The organism is Methanoculleus sp. UBA291, assembly GCF_002499755.1.
Classification (GTDB): domain Archaea; phylum Halobacteriota; class Methanomicrobia; order Methanomicrobiales; family Methanoculleaceae; genus Methanoculleus; species Methanoculleus palmolei.
The window spans coordinates 17,157-39,636 of sequence record NZ_DANC01000024.1 but is presented as its reverse complement, the minus strand read 5'-3'; the positions used below and the strand labels follow the sequence as shown (position 1 = coordinate 39,636).

Annotated in this window: 24 protein-coding genes; 14 read left to right on the top strand and 10 right to left on the bottom strand. The window is 59.1% G+C overall.

Annotated elements, in window-relative coordinates:
• The first annotated feature begins 501 nt into the window (after window positions 1-501).
• Genes BP737_RS06055 through BP737_RS06040 form a run of 4 tightly spaced genes read left to right on the top strand, consistent with a single transcriptional unit; the run spans window position 502 to window position 3,230 of the window.
• Window positions 502-1,224, top strand: coding sequence for a type IV pilin N-terminal domain-containing protein (locus tag BP737_RS06055; RefSeq protein ID WP_292409576.1), 723 nt, complete (start codon window positions 502-504; stop codon window positions 1,222-1,224).
• 6 nt (window positions 1,225-1,230) lie between these two features.
• A complete protein-coding gene (locus tag BP737_RS06050; RefSeq protein ID WP_292409578.1) occupies window positions 1,231-1,944 on the top strand; it encodes a type IV pilin N-terminal domain-containing protein in 714 nt (237 codons plus the stop codon).
• A 14-nt stretch (window positions 1,945-1,958) separates the two neighbouring features.
• Window positions 1,959-2,660, top strand: coding sequence for a type IV pilin N-terminal domain-containing protein (locus tag BP737_RS06045; protein ID WP_292409580.1), 702 nt, complete (start codon window positions 1,959-1,961; stop codon window positions 2,658-2,660).
• A 3-nt stretch (window positions 2,661-2,663) separates the two neighbouring features.
• Window positions 2,664-3,230, top strand: a complete 567-nt coding sequence (locus tag BP737_RS06040) for a type IV pilin N-terminal domain-containing protein (protein ID WP_292409581.1) — start codon at window positions 2,664-2,666, stop codon at window positions 3,228-3,230.
• A gap of 261 nt (window positions 3,231-3,491) precedes the next feature.
• Here the strand turns inward: BP737_RS06040 and BP737_RS06035 are convergent, their stop codons facing one another.
• On the bottom strand, window positions 3,492-4,427 hold the full coding sequence (locus tag BP737_RS06035) for a nucleoside recognition domain-containing protein (RefSeq protein ID WP_342686012.1): 936 nt from the start codon (window positions 4,425-4,427) through the stop codon (window positions 3,492-3,494).
• A gap of 265 nt (window positions 4,428-4,692) precedes the next feature.
• Here BP737_RS06035 and BP737_RS06030 point away from each other — a divergent pair, with 265 nt between their 5' ends.
• The 4 genes from BP737_RS06030 to BP737_RS06015 are packed head-to-tail and all read left to right on the top strand — an operon-like array spanning window position 4,693 to window position 9,372.
• On the top strand, window positions 4,693-6,303 hold the full coding sequence (locus tag BP737_RS06030; protein ID WP_292410357.1) for a type II/IV secretion system ATPase subunit: 1,611 nt from the start codon (window positions 4,693-4,695) through the stop codon (window positions 6,301-6,303).
• Window positions 6,287-8,092 carry a type II secretion system F family protein gene (locus tag BP737_RS06025; RefSeq protein WP_342686011.1) on the top strand — a complete coding sequence of 602 codons (1,806 nt, stop codon included), beginning with the start codon at window positions 6,287-6,289 and terminating at the stop codon, window positions 8,090-8,092. The genes BP737_RS06030 and BP737_RS06025 overlap by 17 nt, the downstream gene beginning before the upstream one ends.
• Window positions 8,089-8,481: a type IV pilin N-terminal domain-containing protein gene (locus BP737_RS06020; protein ID WP_292410351.1), complete on the top strand. Its 393-nt coding sequence runs from the start codon at window positions 8,089-8,091 to the stop codon at window positions 8,479-8,481. The genes BP737_RS06025 and BP737_RS06020 overlap by 4 nt, the downstream gene beginning before the upstream one ends.
• Window positions 8,482-9,372: a hypothetical protein gene (locus BP737_RS06015; protein WP_292410349.1), complete on the top strand. Its 891-nt coding sequence runs from the start codon at window positions 8,482-8,484 to the stop codon at window positions 9,370-9,372.
• A 353-nt stretch (window positions 9,373-9,725) separates the two neighbouring features.
• On the opposite strand, the gene BP737_RS06010 is transcribed toward BP737_RS06015, so the two are convergent.
• The 4 genes from BP737_RS06010 to BP737_RS05995 all read right to left on the bottom strand — a co-directional run bounded on the left by BP737_RS06010 (window position 9,726) and on the right by BP737_RS05995 (window position 12,425).
• Window positions 9,726-10,553: a radical SAM protein gene (locus BP737_RS06010; protein WP_292410347.1), complete on the bottom strand. Its 828-nt coding sequence runs from the start codon at window positions 10,551-10,553 to the stop codon at window positions 9,726-9,728.
• 8 nt (window positions 10,554-10,561) lie between these two features.
• Entirely contained in the window at window positions 10,562-10,753 is a 192-nt protein-coding gene (locus BP737_RS06005; RefSeq protein WP_292410345.1) for a hypothetical protein, read from the bottom strand.
• Between the two features lie 61 nt (window positions 10,754-10,814).
• A complete protein-coding gene (locus BP737_RS06000) occupies window positions 10,815-11,615 on the bottom strand; it encodes a hypothetical protein (RefSeq protein WP_342686010.1) in 801 nt (266 codons plus the stop codon).
• 45 nt (window positions 11,616-11,660) lie between these two features.
• Complete coding sequence (locus tag BP737_RS05995) at window positions 11,661-12,425, bottom strand: hypothetical protein (RefSeq protein WP_342686009.1); 765 nt, start codon at window positions 12,423-12,425, stop codon at window positions 11,661-11,663.
• A gap of 304 nt (window positions 12,426-12,729) precedes the next feature.
• Here BP737_RS05995 and BP737_RS05990 point away from each other — a divergent pair, with 304 nt between their 5' ends.
• Window positions 12,730-13,293, top strand: a complete 564-nt coding sequence (locus BP737_RS05990) for an FmdE family protein (RefSeq protein ID WP_292406253.1) — start codon at window positions 12,730-12,732, stop codon at window positions 13,291-13,293.
• A 110-nt stretch (window positions 13,294-13,403) separates the two neighbouring features.
• The gene (locus BP737_RS05985) at window positions 13,404-14,279 is read left to right on the top strand and encodes a Rossmann-like domain-containing protein (RefSeq protein ID WP_292406251.1); all 876 of its coding nucleotides are present in this window, start codon (window positions 13,404-13,406) and stop codon (window positions 14,277-14,279) included.
• Between the two features lie 91 nt (window positions 14,280-14,370).
• On the opposite strand, the gene BP737_RS05980 is transcribed toward BP737_RS05985, so the two are convergent.
• The 5 genes from BP737_RS05980 to BP737_RS05960 form a co-directional block, all read right to left on the bottom strand.
• Window positions 14,371-15,021 (bottom strand): class I SAM-dependent methyltransferase, encoded by a 651-nt coding sequence (locus BP737_RS05980; RefSeq protein ID WP_292406248.1) that lies wholly within the window; start codon window positions 15,019-15,021, stop codon window positions 14,371-14,373.
• Window positions 15,022-15,157: 136 nt separating this feature from the next.
• Window positions 15,158-15,691: a type IV pilin N-terminal domain-containing protein gene (locus BP737_RS05975; protein ID WP_292406245.1), complete on the bottom strand. Its 534-nt coding sequence runs from the start codon at window positions 15,689-15,691 to the stop codon at window positions 15,158-15,160.
• 3 nt (window positions 15,692-15,694) lie between these two features.
• On the bottom strand, window positions 15,695-16,585 hold the full coding sequence (locus tag BP737_RS05970) for a type IV pilin N-terminal domain-containing protein (RefSeq protein WP_292406242.1): 891 nt from the start codon (window positions 16,583-16,585) through the stop codon (window positions 15,695-15,697).
• Between the two features lie 48 nt (window positions 16,586-16,633).
• Complete coding sequence (locus BP737_RS05965) at window positions 16,634-17,179, bottom strand: type IV pilin N-terminal domain-containing protein (protein WP_292406239.1); 546 nt, start codon at window positions 17,177-17,179, stop codon at window positions 16,634-16,636.
• 1 nt (window position 17,180) lies between these two features.
• Window positions 17,181-17,855: a type IV pilin N-terminal domain-containing protein gene (locus BP737_RS05960; RefSeq protein WP_292406236.1), complete on the bottom strand. Its 675-nt coding sequence runs from the start codon at window positions 17,853-17,855 to the stop codon at window positions 17,181-17,183.
• A gap of 640 nt (window positions 17,856-18,495) precedes the next feature.
• Here BP737_RS05960 and BP737_RS05955 point away from each other — a divergent pair.
• Genes BP737_RS05955 through gatB form a run of 4 tightly spaced genes read left to right on the top strand, consistent with a single transcriptional unit; the run spans window position 18,496 to window position 22,476 of the window.
• Window positions 18,496-19,503, top strand: a complete 1,008-nt coding sequence (locus BP737_RS05955; RefSeq protein ID WP_342686008.1) for an asparagine synthase C-terminal domain-containing protein — start codon at window positions 18,496-18,498, stop codon at window positions 19,501-19,503.
• Entirely contained in the window at window positions 19,493-19,762 is a 270-nt protein-coding gene (gene gatC, locus BP737_RS05950; RefSeq protein ID WP_292406230.1) for an Asp-tRNA(Asn)/Glu-tRNA(Gln) amidotransferase subunit GatC, read from the top strand. Before BP737_RS05955 ends, gatC begins: the two co-directional genes overlap by 11 nt.
• Window positions 19,763-21,064 (top strand): Asp-tRNA(Asn)/Glu-tRNA(Gln) amidotransferase subunit GatA, encoded by a 1,302-nt coding sequence (gene gatA / locus BP737_RS05945; RefSeq protein ID WP_292406227.1) that lies wholly within the window; start codon window positions 19,763-19,765, stop codon window positions 21,062-21,064. It begins immediately after the preceding gene.
• The gene (gatB, locus tag BP737_RS05940; RefSeq protein ID WP_342686007.1) at window positions 21,061-22,476 is read left to right on the top strand and encodes an Asp-tRNA(Asn)/Glu-tRNA(Gln) amidotransferase subunit GatB; all 1,416 of its coding nucleotides are present in this window, start codon (window positions 21,061-21,063) and stop codon (window positions 22,474-22,476) included. The genes gatA and gatB overlap by 4 nt, the downstream gene beginning before the upstream one ends.
• Window positions 22,477-22,480 lie beyond the last annotated feature (4 nt).

The window sequence follows — 22,480 nt, the reverse complement described above, 5'->3', positions numbered from 1 at the left end:
TGAGAAACTCGAAGCGTTTCAAGCCGTGAATGCAGTGAGCGGGAGCACCGATAGGCGCGAAGGGCGATGGACTGAAGGGTGCGGCATTCTAACGGAACGGAGCAGGAGTACCGAAGGTGCGGGTCTGGAGTTCGAGAAGATCAAAAGTCTTCAAGGAACGACTGGCCGAAGGGCAGGAGCGGGAGAAACTCGAAGAGTTTTGAGTGGGTGTCCCCCTCCCGGCAGAGGTGTTTAGGGACGACCCCTTTAGAAAATTCCCGGTGATGTGAACCCGGTTTCTCCCCTGGAGAGGGAGACGTCAGCCTGTACTGCGTAAACCCTTTTCGGCGACTGCCGCACCGGAACATCCCGGAGCGGATACAGGAGGTTCTGGATCACCCCCTTCCCCGGAGCAGTACTCCGGAAACTTTTGTTAAATAACAACATTAATATGCTACTTAATGTTATTGATCGATCGATCTGTATTACCAGATCTTAAAAAAAATGAAGGGAGTTGAAAACATGAAAGAACAGCATGTAGCCGAAGATGCCGTTTCGCCGGTGATAGGAGTGATGCTGATGCTCGTCGTCACCATCATTATCGCCGCGGTTGTCTCGGGTTTCGCCGGGGAGCTCGCGGGCACCCAGGAGAAGACCCCGCAGGCAAGCATCGCGGTGAAGACCGGATACGTCGGCGATAACTTTGACATCTCGTTCGAGCACCAGGGGGGCGACCCGATCCGCACAAAGGAGTGCCAGTTCATCACTTTCCTGACGCTCCCGAACGGGACCGTGATCAAGCATGTGCAGACGCCCACGTCGCCACTGGCGGCCGGAGGTACGGGTCCCGGCGGTGTGTACTTCTACTCGCGCGGCCCGCACCTGACGGACCCGCAGAAGTACGCGTATCCCTGCAACCCGGAGAACAATGCCACCATACCCTCTGGCTCCTCCAACTGGACCATTGTCGGATTCAATGAGACCGGTCAAGAGGTGGCAAATCCTGCCTGGTTCGGAGAGGCTGTCTGGTTACCCGGGGATGTCGCGCGGACCTACCACAACGGGTATACTGCGAACTTCGTCGGTCTCATCGCCGATCCGTATCCGAGGGATGATGTGGCGTATGATGCCGGAATCGCGGCATTGACGGAGAGCGTCCAGACGAACAGCAAGCTGGAGATCAAGTTGCTCCACGTGCCGAGCGGGAAGTACATCCTGGACAGGACCATCACGCTGCAGGGGTGAAAAGGGATGAAACACCTACTAACCAAAGATGAAGCGGTCTCGCCGGTCATCGGCGTGATGCTGATGCTCGTCGTGACGATCATCATCGCCGCAGTCGTCTCCGCGTTTGCCGGGGGCATGACCGGTGACGTCCAGAAGGCGCCCCAGGCCTCCGTCGTTCCCACCGAATTCGTCGTGAAAGGCGTCATTGACACCGACGCAACCAGTACATTTGGTCAGGGCATTGCGCAGCCAGACCAGGGAACCGGTGCCGCTGCCGACATTTACGTGACCTTCGAGCACAAGGGCGGGGACCCGCTCAACCTCGACATGGTCGAACTGCGTCTCGGCAAACTGAGCGAGCCGCAGGTGAGTTCGCTGATCTCGCGGGCGCTCACGCCGCAGGATGGGCCGGACCTGGTCACGTCCCAGGGCAACTTTGGGACGATCGGAGATAAATCGCTGATCCCCGGATGGAGCAAAGACTGGAACAAGTATCTCGAGAAGTACTCAGACCGGGAGAATATCGTCATCGCACCTGGCGACCGGTTTGTGCTCCACGCCGATTACGGCGCGAAGACTGGGAGTCAGTACATCAGCTGGCACCAGCAGGGCGGAGCCTACCCGTTCCCGATCAAACAGGGCGACGTGCTCACCTACGACCTGATTGACAAGAACAGCAGGAAGCTCATCAGCTCCGGACAGATTCCAGTGCCGGAATTCACGGTGGCGACGAGTTGAGGGAGGGATAAACAATGACTAATGTGAGAAAAAAGAACGATGAAGCGGTCTCGCCGGTCATCGGCGTGATGCTGATGCTCGTCGTGACGATCATCATCGCCGCGGTCGTCTCGGGTTTCGCCGGGGGGCTCGCGAGCACCCAGGAGAAGGCGCCGGCAGCCTCCTTCGAGGCCCGGATCGCCAACTCCGGGGCTTGGGGGACGAGCACCTTCGACCTGCTCTGCGTAGCCACCGACCAGCCGATTCCCACGAAGGACCTCAAACTGGTGACGACGTGGACCCGGAGCAACGGAACCTCGTTGTCGACGGTCGTCACGGGCCCCTCAACAGTACCGAATACTGCATACTCAACTTATAGTTATAACTCTCCGCTCGGGTTCGGGCCCGGAGTGAACCAGACCGCGTATTCGGGGAATTATCACACTGACCAGCACTACGGAAACTACACCCTCATGGCCGGGACACGGCTGCATAACACGGCTGCCGGTTGGGGTACGAGCACGGGCGGATACGGCGTCTCTCCGGACACCAGATATCAGTATTCGACCGGGAGTTATGGGTTGGGGCCGGGTGAGTCCGGCGTCGATGCCATGATGGCCATCCTTGGCCCGGACTGGTATGAGCTCCGGCCCGGGGGCGTCGTGAACGTCAAGCTCATCCACGTCCCGTCCCAGAAAGTGATCTTCGACAAAGACGTCGTGGTGGAGGAGGGATAAGTCATGTCATGCAAGCAAAGACATGAAGAAGCGGTCTCGCCGGTCGTCGGCGTGATGCTGATGCTCGTCGTGACGATCATTATCGCCGCGGTCGTCTCCGCCTTTGCTGGGATCACCGGGGCCAGCGATAAGGCCCCGAACGTGGTGATCGATGCCGGCTACAGCCAGACCGGAGGCATGTGGATCGAGAACCAGGGCCCGGACGACATCAGCACCTTCAGTACGACGGTGATGGTCCGCCTGTCGGACTCGTTCGGAAACTCCGAACACATGGTCTGGGTGGTGAACAAGTCAACAATCAGCGACAAGGACACTACCGGTCTGACCGGAAGCCCTCTGAATGGAAGTTACTGGCTCCGGCCAGAGGGCTACACCGGCGTGAAGTCGTTCAAGGTCGGGGAGCGGCATTATATTCTGCCGCCGTACCATGAATACTCTTTCCTGCAGCCCGGAGCGGGTTCGGCTTATCGTCTGAACAGCACGGCCAATCAGGGCAACTCTTTCTGGGTGGAGCTCTCGGACCAGAACGGGAAGGTATTCGCCAAGACCAAGGTGAAGATCGAGCCGTAATCGGGGCGAAGCACCACTCATTTCTCTTTTTTGGCCTTCACGGCCGATGAACGCCGGACGCGCCTGAAGGGCGGCCTCCCGGTTTCTTCAGAAACACCGTCCGTCGCTATGTGAGGCTGATGAGACAGAAGAGTTCGATGTAGCGCTAAATAGGTACCGCCTTTCGCATGCGAGTTGCCGGGTTTCCCGGGATCGTTCTTGCACCCCTGCTCTCCGACGAAGGACGGCACACCCCGCGAGCATCCCCCGGCACCCGGCCCCTCAGAACACAACCATCACCAGCGCGACCGTGACCACCTTCGCGGCCATGCTCGCCGCGTAGGTGGCGATTGAGACCCTGACGCCGAACCGGCCAAAGAGCGAGAGGTAGAGCGGCACGGAGTACTTGATGTAGATCAGGGTGACGACCACCATGCTCCCGAGGACAAGCGTCACAAGCGCCGTCTCAAGCGTGAGAATGCCGCCGCCGAGCAAGGACGCAACGATCGCATACCCCGCCGAGAAGTGGATGAACTGGGCCACGAGCGCCGCGGCGCTCTCTCCCGGGAGGCCGGCGGCCCGGAGGAGCGGATCGAACGCAGCGGCGACGCCGTCCATGACCCCCGTTGCGGAGAGAAGGGCAAAAGCAATCAGCGCGGCCAAGGTGATGGGGGCGACCCGCCGGAGCGTCGGGACCGCCTTCCTGCACCCGGCAAGCACGACCTCCCGGTTGAGCGCAAGAGCGGCCGCGGATGCGGGAGAGACCGGGACCGGCGCGCGGCCAGGGCCCGCGAGGAACCGGCGGCTGTAGAGGAGAGCAAAAAGCGCCTGGATGCCGCTTGAGAAGAGGTTCAGCCCGGTGTAGATCCCCCCGACAACCGGGCCGAGGAGGACCAGGGCCGTGGGGAGCTGGACGCGGAAGAGCGACTCCCCGAACACCACCGGGAACGCGCCTGTGATGAGAAACGGGAGCACCTCCCGCTCCGCCACCTTCCCGTCGCGGTAGTACTCGGCGAGCATCGACTTTCCCGCCGTGGCGTTGACCCCCATCGCGACGATCGAGAGGACGCACGCGTCGGAGAGGCCGGAGACCCGACAGAGCGGCCCGGTGAACGACGAAAGCCGGGAAAAGATCCCCGTCTCCGCGAGGATGTTCGCGACGACGACGCCCACGGTGACCAGCAGAACGGCATTCACCGCAGAGGATATCACCTGCACGGCCCTACCTCATCCGGACCCCATCATTTAGGCTCTCCGATGAATCGGCACAAGTATTACGATCAGGCATAGTTTATATAATAAATATTACAATTGATCAATAAGATCAGAAAACGCATCCTTCTAGTCGGGAGCATGCCTGCACGGCAGTCGTGCGAACCGAACCGCCGTTGTCGTCGCACCGGAGAAGGTACCGGGGGCCACACGAAAACAAATGATTAACAAATAGGTAAAGTAAATTATAATACATAGACAGGGGCTTGAAGTGTTGCGGCGCCAGAACAAAAGTAAGACGAACGGGGAAGGCGAGACCCCCTCAACCACGAGGTCTCCGTTCAGGATACCCAAAAGTCTTGAAACACTGGCTGCACGCATCAGGATACGGCGGGACCACACGTGCGTCTCATCTGCCCCCGGCAGCCCGACCCTCCCCGCCGTCGGCAACGGCACGGTCAAGACCTACTGGCTGGACCCGGGGTTCTCGTACGCCGTCGTCACCAGGGACAAAAGTTCAGGCCTGAGATACGAGGTCTTCGAGCCCACGCTGGAACCTTCGGAGTACATCCTCCTCAACGAGGCCAACGACTACATACGCGACGTCTTCCTCTTTGACTCACCCCGGGAAAAGAACGAGATCGACCTTGCTTACGACGACGTGGTGCCGATCCTGCGGCGGTTCGCATCCGGATTGACCGAAGACCGAATCAAGGTTCTCTACTACTACCTGAGACGCAACTTCCAGGGTTTCGGCAGGATCGATCCCCTGATGCACGACGACTACCTCGAAGACATCAGCTGCAACGGCGCCGGCATCCCGGTCTACGTCTACCACCGGCTCTACGAGAGCATGCCGACGAACATCAGTTTTGTGGGTGACGAACTGAACCGGTTCGTTCTCAAGATCGCCCAGAAGGCAGATCGTCAGATCTCGCTCACGACGCCGCTCGTCGATGCATCGCTCCCCGACGGCTCCCGTATCCAGCTGACGTTCTCCGACATCGTCTCCACCAGAGGGAGCTCGTTCACCGTCCGGAAGTTCCGCAAAGACCCGATGACTCCCGTATCCCTCATCGAGTACGGGACTTACAGCCCTGAGGTGCTCGCGTGCATCTGGCTTGCCGTCGAGAACCGCAAGAGCATGATCGTCGTCGGCGGGACGGCGAGCGGCAAGACCTCGACGATGAACGCGATCTCGTTCTTCATACCGCACCATGCAAAGATCGTCTCCATCGAAGACACCCGCGAGATCCAGCTCCCGCACGAGAACTGGCTGCCGACCCAGACCCGCGAGATCAACGTCAGGGGCTCGAAAGGGGACGTCGACATGTTCGCCCTCCTCAAAGCGGCGCTCCGCCAGCGTCCCGAGTTCATCATCGTCGGAGAGGTCCGCGGCCGCGAGGCCCAGACGCTCTTCCAGGCGATGAACACCGGGCATACGACGTTCTCGACCCTCCATGCCGGCAGCATCGACGAGGCGATCAACCGCCTGGTGAGCGACCCGATCAATGTGCCGGTCGCGATGCTCGGGGCACTGGACCTGATGGTCATCCAGTCCCTCCACTACCTGGACGGCGGAACCGCCAGACGCTGCGACTCGCTCCACGAGATCCGGGTCGAGCGGGGGAGGGAGATCGTCCACGACTGCCTCTACCGCTGGGACCCCCACACCGACCGGTTCTGCCGGGAAGCAAGCAGGTCGCGGGTCCTCGAAGATATCGCCAGAAGCCGCGGATGGTCCGACGATGAACTGGAGAAAGAACTTGCGCGCCGCGCGGACTTCCTCGCACGGATGCGCACAGAGGGATGTACCGACGTGGACAGCCTGATCCGCCGGATAACCGCATTTGGAGGAGAGAGAGATGCAAACTTCGGGTAACACGCTCCTGCCGGACGGAAACCAGCTCCGGACGGCGCTGCGCATGGCGCACATCCCCGTCCCGTACCGCGATTACCTGCGGTGGACCGTCCTCGCCGTCGTCGGTGCGGCAGCCGTGTACCTCGCGGGCATCGCCTACCTGACCTACGCAGGGTACAGAATCCTTCTCTTCTCCGTCGTTCCCGATGCCGTCACAAAGATCATCCTCTTCCTCCTCCTGACGATAGGGATCTCCGGCGCCTTCTACTGCTACCCCATTCTCGTCGCACAGGGGAGGAAGACGAAGATCGACCTCGACCTCCCCTATGCAATCACCTACATGGAAGCCCTCTCCACCACCATGACCCTTTACGAGGTCATCCGGAAGGTCTACGAGGAGATGGACCTCTTCGGAGAGGTCTCAAAAGAGTTCGGCATGATCGTGCGCGACGTGGAGTTCTTCGGAGAAGACCTGAATACGGCGATGAAGAACCTCCAGCGCACCACCCCGTCGTCGAACCTCGCCGACTTTTTCAACGACCTCGCCCTCCTCTCCGACAGCGGAGGAGACATCACCGAGTTCCTTGCGGCACGCTCAGGGTTCTTCAGGGATGTCGCGGAGCGCGAACAGGAGATGGCGCTCCAGACCATCGAGATCATGGCCGAAGTCTACGTCACGGCGTTCGTGGCCGGCCCGATCGTCATCATGATCATGATCCTCTCTCAGAACCTCGCCGGTCAAGGGGACCTCGGGAACTGGATGCCGCTGATCACCTTCGGCATCCCCATCGGGGCGATGGTGATGATCGGGATCTTGTATATCCTCCTCCCCGCGGAGAACCTCCAGATCAGCCGGCGGGAGGTCGGGGACCGGGAGCGCCTCGACGTCCCGGAGCCGGGAGGGGAAGTCGACCAGCGTCTGCTCCAGACCGTGCGGCGCCGGAACCGTGCCCTCAGGATGATAAAGGCGCTGAAACGGCCGCTCCGCCATTACATATCGAACTACGACTGGAGCCTCGTGCTCGCGATGCTCTGCGGCGCCGTCGCCGCCGCTCTGCTCCTGCTCGGCCGCCTCGATGAGTGGTTCCCGGCATACACCCTGGAAGTCGGTGTCTGCATCATCATCTGTGTCTCCCTCTTCCCCGTCATGATCGCCTACGAGGGGAGGCGGTGGTACGTCAACAACGTCGAGCGTCAGATGCCGGAGTTCCTGCGCGAACTTGCCGACATGAAGGACATCGGCATGACGCTCCAGTCGGCGATCCACCGGATTGCAAACACAAAACTCGGGCTCCTGAGCTCGGAACTGCAGATCACCTCCGAAGAGATCCGGCGGGGCGTCAGCATCAGCAACGCCCTCGTCCGGATGGAGGAGCGGATCGGGCTTGTCTCGGTGAAACGTGCGATCTCGCTCGTGGTGAAGGCAAGCGAGATCACCGACCATCTGCGGGAGACCCTTATGGTCGCCATCAGCGACTTCGAGCACTACCTCAAGATGAAGAGGGAGCGATTCAACTCGGCCTTCACCTACGTTGCCGTCGTCTACCTCTCCTTCGGCGTCTACCTCTACACCGCCCTCGAACTCAACACCCGGTTCGTGGCGAGTTTCACGGCGTTCAACGTTTCCCTGGATATCGCCGGGAACGTGGCCGATATGTTCCACATCGCCATCGTCCTCGGAGCAAGTTCCGGCATCATGGCAGGTCAGCTCAGCGCAAACAGCATCCTGTCCGGGTTCAAGCACACCATCGTCTTCCTCATCGCGACGGTCGTGGTCTTCATTGTCTTCATCGGAGGGGGCGGGGTATGAAGGACGAAGCGGTATCCGAAGTCGTCGGGGAGATGCTCATGATCTCCCTCGTGCTCCTCCTCATCGCCGTCTTCGCCGCATCGCTCGGGAACTTCCTCCCCACCGAGCGGGCGCCGACGGTCACCGTCATGATGACCACCAACATGACGGATAATAACATCACGCTCTACCATAAGGGCGGCGACTGGGTCCAGGCGAAAGACCTCGAGGTCATCGTCGCGGACACCAACTCGACCCGGACGTATCCCCTCGGCAATTTCACCCTCTCGCCGCCGGAGAAGCAGGTCTTCGATATCGGGAGCAGCATCACCGTGCCATACCAGGACGGCGACAAGCAGGTCCGCCTCGTCACGCCGCGCGCGGTCCTCTTCAGCGGGGAGGTGAAGTGAATGGACGAACGCGCCGTCGCACCGGTCGTCGCGGCGATGCTCCTCCTCGTCGTCCTGGTGACGTTCCTCTCGGCCTACAACGCCGTCGTCGTTCCCTCGTTCAAGCAGCAGGCGGAGGTGGAGCACCTGCACGCGGTCGAGGAGTCGTTCCTTGCGTTCGGGTCGGACATGACCACCGCCGCGGCGCTCAAACGGGACCTGCAACTCTCAAAACGCATCCCCCTCGGCGGGGGCGAGACGGGCCTCGACCCGGTCAGGTCGGCGGGGACGCTCCGGGTGGACCCGGGAGGCACGCTTGCCAACGTGACCCTGGACGGGAAGCCTCCCTACAACTGCAGCCTTGTGAACTTCTCCTACACCCCGAACGGCAACTTCTGGCGCGACCAGGGGTATACCTGGCAGTACGGCTACACCAACGTCACCGGGGCGGGGGGGCTCCGGACGCCGCTCGAGTACGCGGATATGGATGAAGTCAGCAGGGTGTTAGCAGAGAACTCGAGTTTCGCCGCCTCGCTCATCGATATCGAGCCCGAGGGCACACGGGGGGGCGCCTGCACCGCCGTCCGGATAACGCTCGTGACGTTCGAAGCCGGGGAGCACGCCTTCACGAGCGGGAGCGGTGTGGCGACGCTTTCTCTGGATGCGTCGGTAGAGGAGATACCGATCACCCTCGCCGATTCCACGCTGGAGATCGCGATCAACACGACTCTTCCGGTCCCGCTGAACGCACCACTGCTGGAGAAGTGCAACAGGAGGCTGCAGGAGATGAACGAGACCTACACCAATATCAACTACATCCCCTCTGAAGAGGGCACAGCGATGCTCTCCTTCGAGGGCGACGTACCCGGGGTGACGCTACGCCGGGTCCGGGTCGTCGTCTCCGCCCGGTGAGTGCGCATACCCGGCTATCCCGACGGTGAAAATCCGTCTATCGCCCCACAAGAGTCAGACCTCTTCTCCCAGTACTTCGTTTTAGAACAGGCATATTCCCTGCTGAATCCCAGGATCGTTGCAGGGTAGAAGGATCTGCTGAGGTTGCAAGCGTCCCGTCATGGCTTCAAAAAAGATAAGGAAGAACCTGCAGAAAGAACAGCCCTGAAAATGCAGGCTCAGTGAAGCGTGGCAGAGTGCGGGCAGGGGCCGGTTCCCCGCACCTCATTCTCCGGTAAAGCCCGGCATCTCCCCGCCGCCGGGGAGTGAACAGTTTTAATCCGGATGTACGTCACCGCATGCAGGAACAAACGTTACACCCGGCACGTGCGGCATACCGGGTCAAGGTTCATTTTTTTCTGAAATACTCTCCTGTTCTTCAGGATCGTTGCCAGGTTATCCACCAACAGATTCCCGAGCGAAAGATCGGCACGGTAGCAACAAGGAGCAACATCCCCGTTCCATCTGACAAAAAGGGTTAGCCTGAAGAGGGGGCAGGGCCGGGAGTGAACCACCGGCAAGGTCACCCTGCACCCGGTTTTTTTTGCGGCAGTTTTAATATAGGCAAAAAGGTCTTTTTCCGATTTCGTCTGGCCGTCATTCCACGGAAAGGAGCGTTCGAAGTTCACGGCATCAACTCCGGTCGCGCGGGCAAGACCAAGCCCCTCCTCGATACAACCCGCATTACCCTCTATAAGGGCAATGTTCAGGTACGTCTTCGGGGATTTCTGGTTTCTGGCGGATCGCTCCCGAATAAATCCGCTGACATTTTTCTCGATAATCGACCTAAACATGTGTGAATCGGGAAAACTAAAAGCGATCGCATCAAGTCCGGCGTTCAGGAGTTCGTCTGTTCTTCCGGGCAACAACGTCGCATTCGTAGTAAAATTCACAGACATTTTCTTTCCGGAAGCGTAGGAGATCATCTCAGGAAGATCTGCATGCAGGAGCGGCTCCCCCCACCCATGGAGTGTTAGGAACCGACTCTTCGAGGCATCGATTATCTTTCGGAACACCTCAAAAGAGATGAATTCCTCCGATCGATTCAGGGAACTGCGCAAACAGAACGGACAATTAAGGTTGCAGGCCGTCGTGGGTTCCAGCTGCAGGATCGGAGGTACTGCATAGTCATAAACTGACATACTGTATCTTACGGTGCCTTCGTGGCATGGACGATATCCGGCTCCGTCCTTGGATCTTCCCCGATGCCCAGAAGAGCACCCATTGCCCTCCTTACACCATTGGAGTTTATCACCACGATTCCTGCAATCAGTCCGACACCCAGGATGTGGGCCGCCGCAAGGCCGATCGCCGCTTCAGGAAGAATTACGGGTATGCACACGCGAGTTCACCTCCCTTGGTTTCATAAATATACATAACTTTTACAAAAAGATAAATATTCCTCATTGACCATGCACCGGGCTATCCTCTGTTTTGCTGTATACCTTCACGAGAAGATCGATTGCATATGCACCAGATGCAGATAGCACTCCGCCGACTGCGGCGACGCAGAACAGTACCGGAATGATATCCAGAGTTACAGGGAATCTTCCTGCGAATGAACTGCCCCAGAACAGCCAGAAGTGAAGGAGGTAGTACATGTTGGCAATGGCGGATGCAGTTAGATACTTTGCCGGGTGGCGGTAGCAGATCACTGCGTAACAGAGAGCAATGAGCGAGATAACGACGTAACCGAGTGGAAACGAGGTAGCCGGCGCACCGTTCTCTCCCATCTTGGCCTGTCCGGCAAGGAAAAGGAGCAGGGTTGTCGCACCAAACACGGCCAGCAACGCGGGGGTCACATATTTCAGTGGAGTGTCCTTGAGGGGGAGCCTGATCAGTACCTCGATGATCACAGCGACGAGTACTATCACGTCGATTGCGTGGATGCTGATAGCCTGCGTTCCAATGAGGAGGTCGATGGCGACAATCAGCAGCGACATAACCACCGCGGTTCCCGTTTTTTTAATGAGGAGAAGGCCGAGCACAAGCCAGAAGCACAGAATGCCCCCGAAGACAAACACACCCGCTCCCGGGCCGGGCAGTATCAGGAACCCGTGGACGAACCCGGAAATGCTACCGCCGGGCAGAAGATACTCCGGCGCATACGTACCGCTGAAAACGGCAAGTACAGAGAGCAGAGTGATGAACCCCAGTTCCCCGAAGGAGAAATATCCGGTTGATTTCACCTTTTTTCCGGTCATTGGCGCACATCCCAAAGCAGTTGCGTCATTTGATCCCTCCTGCCTTCATTGGTTAAACTGTGCCAGCGGGCCTTCTCCCCGATAGGCCTGGAAAAGAACGTATACACAGTACGCCAGGAACGCCATCACTGCCCCGCAGACCAGGGCAAAGGCGAGCAGGGCGGGGATTGCAGCCGGTACCGGGACCCAGGTCGCAAAACCGCTTTTCCCGTTGAAAAGCCAGCAATAGACGATGTAAAATATTTCAGCCAATCCTGCACCGGCAACGTACTTCATCGGGAAGAACCAGCAGATGACTGCGAGGGCGAGGGCGAGAATCCCGGTCACGGCATACCCCAGGGGGAAAACCGTTGCAACTGCTCCGCTCTCGCCCATCTTGGCGTTCCCGGTCAGCATCAGGACGAGGGGAATGACCCCCATGATTCCAATAAACAGGGGGAAGATGTTCTGCCAGGGTTTTTTCTCGATGGGAAGAAGCCCGATACACGAGATGATAATCGCAACGACGATCAACAGGAGGTCTAAGCGCGGTGTGGTCCCTGTGACCAGTCCGGCTCCTAGCCGGAAGACCACGATCAGGACGGCCATGGAGATCGCGGTCCAGAATTTTCTGGTCACGAGCAGGCCAAAGACGAACCAGAGGCAGACAAAGGCGCTGCTGATGAAGATACCCGCTCCCGGGCCGGGTAATTTTAAGAATCCATGGACCAGCCCCGGAGCAGTCCCTCCCGGAAGGATATGGGGAAGCCCGTAACTGCTCGTCGCGAATGCGAGGAACGCAAGAAGGAGGATCACTCCCCAGTCGCGCAAAGAGAAATACTTTGTTATTCTGCTTAATCCACTCTTTTGTACAGTTTCTTTGTACACCGACATTCCGTCTAATTCATTGTTTTGTACAATATCCTCGTTCATTCCAGTCACCCCAATGGATTCGGGGGTCCAGTTCTTCGCCTATGAGCAGTCGGGCGCGAAATGGACTGAATATTGGTTTCACTCCCGGACAAATAAGGATATTTATTTAACTTTATTGGAATATCAAAAATTATTTGTTTACTCGCCCGAGATATATACACCATGAAGTTGCTGGAACGGATGACAGGAGCCAGGAGAAACGATGGCTGACATCGATCTCCTTCTGGCACGGGCAAAAGAGTTCCACGGCGATATGTGCGCCGGGATCATACTTGGGACCCGGATGACGATGATCGGGATGCGGGAGCTCCACATGGACCCGATGATAAGAAACAGAGATCTTATCGTGTACGTAGAGATCGATCGCTGCATTGCGGATGCAATCCAGGCGATCACGGGGTGCTCACTCGGTCATCGTACTCTAAAATACCTGCCTTACGGCAAGTTTGCCGCCACGTTCATCAACCTCGCGACACAGGATGCCGTCAGGGTCTCGGTCCTGGAGAAGAAGCGGACAGAGAAATCCGGTCCCGAAGCAATGAAAGAAGCAGGAAAAATTCTGCGTGACGCACCGGAGGACGATCTCTTCAGGGTGCAGAAAGTCAGGGTCGTGATCCCGGACGGGGACCTTCCCGGCCTCCCAAAGCACCGGGCTCGCTGCAGCAGATGCGGCGAAATGATCCTGGACGACAAGGAGATCGTGACGGAAGAGACGATCATGTGCGGCAATTGCGCACGGGGATCGTATTATACAGAGGCGGACTGAAGGTGATCCGGGTATGGGATCACCCTTCCTTTTCCCACCAGATTTTCGCCTGGTACGATGTTCCACGAAGCAGGTAACTCCCGGTAACCGGGACTTCAGAGATCAGGACAATGATACACGATACTTCCGCAACAATTCTTGAAAAGGCGTACGTAAAACTCCTCGCCGAATACCGGAGGCTCGACCTGCCGGAACCGACGGTGAGGAACTTCGGTCTCAACCCGGGCTGGAATGCTGTGATCGGGACCGGCGGGTGCTCTGGGGTTGCCATGAGTTTTGTGGACAACAACCCACTCTATGGCACCGAAGAAACCATGCAGGACCTGAATTTTTTGAGATCGTTTGTCGGGAGACCCCTCTTCGAGGTTGCATCCGCGGGCCTTGACGATCCCCGTATCGGCAGGCGTTCCGTTGCTCTTGCTGCGCTCAATGCAATCTCCCAGCCGTTTGTCACCGATGACATGCTCGTCTCTAAGGGATTTTCTGTGGGACTCGATATCAAGGACATGGTAAAAAACGACGATACGATGGTCATCGTCGGGTACGGCGGGCTGGTGAAGAGTTATGCGGGAAGGTGCCGCGAACTGCACGTCACCGACCAGAGGCCGCCGGAGACATTCCGGACAACGATTGTCGGCGACATGATCACGTACGGGCCGGCCGGTATCATGGTCCACCCGGCCGGGGAAAACAAAGAAGTCCTTAACGATGCTGATATTGCCATCATCACCGGTTCTACGCTCGTCAACGGCACCTTTGAAGAAGTCGTCGGGTACGCGAAACATGCCAGAATCCGTGCGCTTTACGGCTCGAGTGCGCAGTTGATCCCGGACGTACTCTTTGAGAACGGGATCAATGTTGCGATGTCCGTTGCCATCAGCGACCCGGCACGGTTCGAATATGATGTGATGAACGCGCCGGATATGGAGACGGCTCTCCGGAAGCACCAGAGGAAGTACAACGTCGGGTGCCTTGAAGAACAGTAGACCGGTATCGGACGTCTCGTTTGAGAATCAGTTTTTACAGCGTAAGCCCGGGGAAAAACTTCGCGCGGAATATCCCCCGGAGCGACCGGGATCATTTACCGAACAGTATCCAGAAACCGGAATCATCGTTGATGATCCGGTAATCCCCGATCCCGGCGGCTTCAATCGAATCTTCGATCTCCCCGGGCCGGAACTTCCGGAACCGCGGCCTGGACGGGTTGTCCGGGTCGTCCACGATCCCGCGCTCCTTCCGGCCAGCAAGGACGCTCTCTCTGGCCTCCGGGCTGCCGTATCCCCCGCCGATATACGCCATGCCGCCGGGTTTCATGACCCGGTAGATCTCCCGGAACGCCCCGGGGAGATCCTCCCAGAAATGGTAAGAACCACGGCTCACCACGAGGTCGAACGTTTCCCCGTCTGCAGGGATCGCGCGAACATCGCCGAGCACGGGGATAACCCTGCCCTCAAGCCCCCGGTCACGGATATTCCGGGCAGCGAGCGACTGCATCCCGGGCGAGATGTCGAGGGCAGTGACCAGGAAATCCGATTGGAGGGCAAGGGCGATTGCGAGCGGGGCCGGCCCGGACCCAACGTCAAGGCAGGTGCCGCGTGAAATCCCGGTTCGTTCCAGGACCTGCCCGGCGATGACCGGGTAGATTACGGCGAACGTCGTTCTGGTGAACTCGTCATACTGCCGGGCATCCCCGGCGGTCTTCCAGAAGGGATCGGACGCTTCGTTCATCTTACAATAATGTTAAGGAATTGAGCGGTGTTGAACCTCATCCTTCTCTCGTTCTTCGCATCACGCTAACTCAAAAGATAATGGTTACCAGGAAAACCGTTCCTGAAATTAAAAATTGTTGAGGATGATCTCTCTCCTATGGGCCGATCATCACCTTGCTCTTTGAGATCAGCGTTCCGTCGGTTGTGACCACTTCGAGGAACAGGGACTTCCCGACGGCGTCGCTGCCGAGCTGTGTGCTAATTTCTGCGTTATAGGACATCGTCTCTCCCGGCCGGAATACGGGGACCGTGGATTGACCGGTCGTTGCATTAAGCCAGGGGTCCCCCTTTGAATTTCTGATCTCGGATTTGTTCAGGATGTGCAGCCCTACCCCAACCCTACCTTCCTGGGTGAAAAGGCTCTGGTACCCTCCGAAGTCGTCGTCGTTCTGTTGTAACTTGAGGATGATCCTTTGCGTCGACAGTTCGTCCCCCCCGGCATGGTACAGCTGGAGAATATCCGAAGACACGCCGTATGTTCCCTGGATGGTTGCCTGGGGAGGTTTGGTCTCCGTGCCCGTCAGGCCCCCCGCGAACGCGCTGACGACCGCCGCGATGATGATCGTCACGACTAACATCAGCATCACGCCGATCACCGGAGAAACTGCCGATTCATTCATGGGTTTCATCGGTTAGCCCTCCACAGCGATATCTTTCTGCCAGATGGCCTGCCCGCTCGGAACGTGGATCACCTTCACGTTAACGGTATCCCCGACCCGCAGCATGTTCCAGTCGGACCCGAGGACCGCCTCCATCTGGTCGACACTGGTCTCATTGAAGGTGGCTTTAGTCTGACCCTTGTCTGAATAACCATAGGCATAGTAATATCTACCGCCGCCGGTGTTCCCTTCATCCGAAGGGGTTATCCCGTAACCCACGTCAAAACTCAATTGTCCTGTGCCCTGGCCCCCTTTGTCTCCACCGAAAGGCCGGGCAAACATGATCGTCCCCGCCTGGAGGTGGTAATTGCCAAACCAGGAGTAATTCGTTAAATTTCCAACTTCAAGTTCAGCCATGGAAGCCTTCAAGCCAGGTCCAGGCCCACGTACATACTCGGGTCCACCTGGCTTCCTCTCATAAGGCCAGAAATTTGCACTTTCCGTTCCGTTCAATCCGACCCCCGGGCCGTACCCCTGGGGACAGACGGATCTCCATTCTTCGTAATTGGACCAGGGATTCATGTTGAACGTCACGTTGAAATTCGTCTCACCGGGAACCATCGTCGCCCCCCCGTTGATCGTGGTTCCGTTGATGAGTGTCTTTGACCAGGACGTCACGATCTTCAGGTCCTGCGTATCAATGGGTTTGTCCACGCCCGTTACCTCCGCCTTGAAGTAACTCGACTGCCAGTATCCGGAATTCACGACCTTTACGTTCATAGCGAGTTTCGGTACGTCCTGGTTGTTGTTCCCGATCAGCCCGCCCGCGAACGCGCTGATGGCCGCCGCGATAATGAGCGTCACGACCAGCATCAGCATCACGCCGATCACCGGGGAGACTGCAGTTTCCTTTTCCAATTTCATATTCTGTCCTCCTTCATCATCCGAATTTTGTGCATCCATGACTTCCCGTTATGGTGAGATGACCACGTCCGATACCGAAATCAGGTTCCCCCCGGTATCGCTCACCTCGAGGGAGAACGCATTTCCGATATTAGTGGTGTTGCTGAACCAGAGGTGCTCGGCATCCGCAAGTCCGGGCTGGAGCCGGCTGCCGGTCGCGTTCTCGGCGGAGATGTACAGGACATCTCCTGGCCTGAACGAGGTAACTTCCGACGTCCCGTCACCGTTGTCGAGGGACCGGCCCGTGCGGTCGGCGATCAGCGTCTTATCCAGGACCTGAGCAGTCTTCCGCTCGAGATTCGGCCCGAACATGGGGCCATTCCTGACCACGAAGACCATATCGTGCAGGGCAAGGCCGTCCCCCCCGTTATGAGCGATCTGGAACCCGTTGGAGATGCTGTATGTACCGGAAATCATCGCCTGGGGGACTTTTTTCTGTTCGCTTGCAATTCCGCCGGCGTACGCCGATACGATTGCGGCGATGATGATCGTCACGACCAGCATCAGCATCACGCCGACCACCGGAGAGACTGCAGTATCATTTCGTTTTAACATTTTAACCTCCCGAAACGGTCACTTCTTTCTGAAAGATCGCTTTCCCCGTGGGTGCGTAGATGACCCGGACCGTGACGATGTCTCCCGGGCGCAGCTGCTCCCAGCCGGTCCCGAGGACCTTCTCAAGGTCGCTTCCGGAAATGTGACTATATCCTGAATAAGTCGATGCAGGTTCGGCGATCAGCCCGGTGCCGGGCATGAGCGTGAAGTTGCCGAAGGACTGGTTAACAGTGTAAGTTGTCAGATTAACGTCCCCGGTCACTCCCGGGCCGAACCCGTAAGGCACAGCGTCTGTGGCTGTCACATTGCCCGCGGTTGTGTTGCCTCCGGCGAACGCCTTTCCATCCGGAGTAGATCCGAGTACGGTGCCCGAATCATAGGAGGAATTGGCATTCATCGTCGCCACCCACGATGTCGTCAACTTAAGCTGTTTCGTCGATGTCGGTTCGCTAACACTGAGAACCGTTGCGAAAAATCCGCTATCCGCGGCATTTCCCGAGTTTACGATCTTTACGTCCATGGCGAGAGTCGGGGTCTCCTTGTTGTTTCCCCCAAACAGTCCGCCGGCAAACGCAGAGACGACCGCTGCGATGATGATGGTGATCACCAACATCAGCATCACCCCGATGACGGGAGATACCGCGGAATCCCGGCTTGTCTGCAATTTTAATTTCATTTTAACTTCCACCTTCTCTCGTACTTTTTCCGGCACGACAGAAAACACCCCAGTAGGTTGGGATATCGGTACTTGGTAACAAAAACATATTAACTTTTATCGATTGTAAAATTATATAATTTAATATAATTGATACATGAGAGAAATTAACCCCATATCGTATGGCAAATGCGTGAGATCCGTTTTGGGCATCAGAGCCGCTCGAAGGGTAAAAAACAGTGGAATGACGATGATTGTGGTCCGCAAGAAGAAACTCGCGACGAACACGATTGAAACCGAGAAACCCCTTCTCAGCTGAGTGGTGTGGTGCGAGAGGAAGAACGCGCAGAGAGGCCCGAGGGGATTCTGACCTGCAGACACCTTCCGCGAAACGCGATCTAAGCCATATCGTCAATTACACATCCATCCCGAGAACAGCCGGGATCGGGCAGCGCACCCGGAGGTGACGCTGCGCCTGATCCGGGCCGCCGTTTCCGCCGGGTAACGCCGTATCCAGCCTAAATCCCCGAAATAGGGCACATTTCACAGAGAATATTGTGCATATATTTATAGTTGGCCGATGCAAACATTGACGGTGATCCGTTTTTTGAGGCGGCGCAGTACCCGGTCGCCTCATGGCAACCATGCCGGATTGCGAGATATGTCTATCATGAACCTGAAGGGCTGGATGGAACGTGACGGGGTGCGGCTCTCCCCAGCAGACGTGGAGCGGATGCTCGAAGAGGGGCCGCAGTCTCTTTCCCGGTGCGGCGGCGAGTTCCTCCTCGTCCGGGGCGACTGCATCGCCCGCGACGCCTTCGGCATCATGCCCGGCCCGGTCCCCCCCGGAACCATATACTGCGGCGGGCGCGAGGCCGCCCGGATATTCCCCGATCCCCCGCCATGCACGCTTGAGGAGGCAATTGTCACCGCGGTCGACCTCCGGAGCGACGAGGGCGTGGTGGCCTTCTCCGGCGGCGTGGACTCGGGCCTGATCGCCCACCTCGCCCGCCTCCCCTGTGTGACGGTGGGCATCGAGGGGTCGCACGACATCGCATGGGCGACAAAGGCCGCACGAGCGCTGGAACTTGACCTCGAGATCGTCACCCCGACCGAAGAAGAGATCGAGGAGAAACTCGCGCAGGTGGTCCGGGTCATCCCCGACCCGACGAACCCGGTAGACGCAGCGATTGCAACGACCCTCGCCTTCGCCGCCGCCTGGGCGGGAGAGCACGGACATACCCGCGTCCTCGCCGGACAGGGGGCCGACGAACTCTTCGGCGGCTACGCCCGCTACCTCTCCTCCCCCGACCTCGCTGCGGACCTCGAACGGGACTTTGCAGACCTCGGACGCCAGGGGGCGCGGGACCAGGCGGTGGCGGCGCTCCACGGGGTGTATTTCTCGATGCCCTACCTCGATACCCGGGTGGTGCGCGCCGCACGGGTGATCCCGGCGGACGAGAGGGTGCGCGGAGGGGTGAGAAAGCATCCCTTACGGGTGGTTGCAGAACGGCATATCCCTGCAGAAATCGCCCGGGCCGATAAGAAAGCGATGCAATACGGGAGCGGAATCTGGCGGACAATCCAACGGCTCACCCGTAGGAACGGTTATAAAAAGTCGGTACAAGGGTACTTAACGGAGATCAGTAGGGCGGAATATGATCACTGAGAGCGATATTGAGCATATAGCAGAACTTGCAGATATCGGCATATCGAAAGACGAAGTGCCGGAGTTCACCACCCAGTTCAACGCGATCCTCGACTACTTTGAGGTCCTCGACACCGTAGAGGGCGAAAGCGCCCCGGCCGCCGGGACCGCCAACGTCTTCCGGGAAGACGAGCCCCGGCCGGGCCTCTCGCAGGATGCGGCCCTTGTAAACGCAGGCTCGACCGAGAACGGGTTTATAAAAGCACCGAGGGTGATGTAAGTGGCGGGAACCCTGGACTTCTCGCCGGACGACCGGTACAACGCATTCATCACCACCTGCCGCGAGGCACCGTTTTCCGACGGTAGGCTCGCCGGCGTCGCCGTCGCGGTCAAGGACAACATCTCCACGGCGGGTATCGAGACCACCTGCGGGTCCCGGATCCTCGAAGGCTACGTCCCGCCGTACGACGCCCACGTCGTGGGACTCCTCCGGAACGCCGGAGCCGCAATCGTCGGCAAGACCAACATGGACGAGTTCGGCATGGGGTCCACCACCGAGACGAGCGCGTTCGGCCCGACCAGAAACCCGGTCGACCAAACAAGGGTGCCCGGCGGGTCGTCCGGCGGGAGCGCCGCCGCGGTCGCTGCAGGACTCGTCCCGATGGCGCTCGGTACCGATACCGGCGGCTCGATCCGGTGCCCCGCGGCATTCTGCGGGGTCGTGGGCCTCAAACCCACCTACGGCCGGGTCTCCCGCCACGGCCTCATTGCCTATGCAAACTCCCTCGAACAGATCGGGCCGATGGCGCGGACGGTGGAGGACGCTTCAAGACTGATGTCGGTGATCGCGAACTACGACCCCCACGACTCGACGATGCTCGATAAACCCTACAACCACCGACCCATAGCCGAGATCGCGGGTCTCCGGGTCGGGGTGCCGGAGGAGTACTTCGGCGAAGGCGTGGACCCCCGCATCGCAAAGACCGTCCGGGACGCCGTCGGCGTCCTCGAAGACCTCGGGGCCGGCACGGTGCCGGTCAGCATCCCCGGCATGCGCCACGCGCTCGCGGCCTACTACGTCATCTGCACGAGCGAAGCCTCCTCGAACCTCGCCCGGTTCGACGGCGTTCGCTACGGTCCGGCGGTCGACACCAGAAAATCCTGGCACGAGGCCTACCAGGACCTCCGGCGGGAGTTGTTCGGGCCTGAGGTCCGGCGCCGGATCATGCTCGGCACCTTCGCCCTCTCGGCCGGCTACGCTGGCAGGTACTACGCGAAGGCGCAACTGGCCCGCCGCAACATCCAGCAGGACTTTGAACGGGCCTTCCGCAAAGTAGACATCGTCGCCGGCCCGACGATGCCGACGGTCGCCTTCCGCCTCGGCGAGAAGACCGACCCGCTCTCGATGTACCTCTCCGACATCCTCACCGTGCCAGCGAACCTCGCCGGAATCCCGGCTATATCGGTCCCGTGCGGCAGAGTGGACGGTCTCCCCGTGGGTCTCCAGTTGATGGGAAGGCCGTTTGAGGACGAGCGCGTCGTCGACGCTGCCTTTGCCTACGAGCAGGAGGTGAGGGCATGAAGACGATCATCGGACTCGAGATCCACGTCCAGCTCGCGACGGCAACGAAGCTCTTCTGCGGGTGCTCAACGGACTACCGGGACGACGAGCCCAATACCCACTGCTGCCCGATCTGTCTCGGGCTTCCCGGAGCGCTCCCCCGCCTGAACAGAAAAGCGGTCGAGTACGGCCTGAAGGTGGCAAAAGCCCTCGATATGGAGGTTCCGGAAGAATCGGAGTTCGCCCGGAAGAACTACTTCTACCCCGACCTCCCGAAGGCCTACCAGATCACCCAGTACGACAAGCCGCTCGCGGTCGCGGGGACCGTCGAGATCGAGGACGACGAAGGGCACGAGAAGCTCGTCCGGATCACCCGGGTGCACCTCGAAGAAGACCCGGGGAGACTCGTCCACGTCACAGGCGGATCGAAATACTCGCTCGTCGACTACAACCGGTCCGGTATCCCGCTCCTTGAGATCGTCACCGAGCCGGACATGCGGTCTCCGCAGGAGGCCCGCCGGTTCCTCAATAAACTCCGCACGGTCCTCGAGTACCTCGGGGTCTTCGACGGCGACCGGGAAGGCTCCCTCCGCGTCGATGCAAACATCTCCCTTGAAGGGTCCGAACGGGTCGAAGTCAAGAACATCTCCTCCTACAAAGGGGTCGAGAAAGCCCTCACCTTCGAGGTGACCCGGCAGAAGAACCTGCTCCGGCGCGGGCAGAAAGTGACGCGAGAGACCCGGCACTTCATGGAGGGGCGCGGGATCACCACCTCCGCCCGCAGCAAGGAAGAGGAGCACGACTACCGCTACTTCCCGGAACCGGACCTCCGGCCGCTCCGTGTCGCAGACTGGGTGGCGGCAATCGACCTCCCCGAGTTGCCCGTCGCCCGGAAAAACCGGTTCATGGCGGAGTACGGCATATCGCTCAACCACGCCCGGACCCTGACCGGAGACCCGAAACTCGCCGATTTCTACGAAGAAGTCGCCGAGATCGACCCGGTCCTCGCCGCCACCTGGGTGGCCGACACCCTCCTCGGGGAGCTCAATTACCGCGACATGGATATCGCCGCCGTCCCGCCCGGCCATATACGAGAACTCCTCGGCCTTCTCAAGACAGAGACCATCACTGATGCGGCCGGCGTCCAGGTGCTCAGAGAGATGCTGGATGCCTGCGCGCGAGGCAGCCCCTGCGAGAGCCCCGTCGCAATCATGAAGCGCGAAGGGCTCGGCAAGGCCACAGGGAGCGAATACGCTCCCATCGTGCAGGGGGTGATCGCTGCAAACCCGCAGGCGGTGGAGGACTACCGGGCCGGCAAGAAAGGGGCCCTGAACTACCTCGTGGGACAGGTGATGAAAGAGACCCGGGGCAGGGCGGACCCGCGGGAACTCGGACGGATCGTATCCGAATGTATCGATACAGACAGGGTGTAAATCT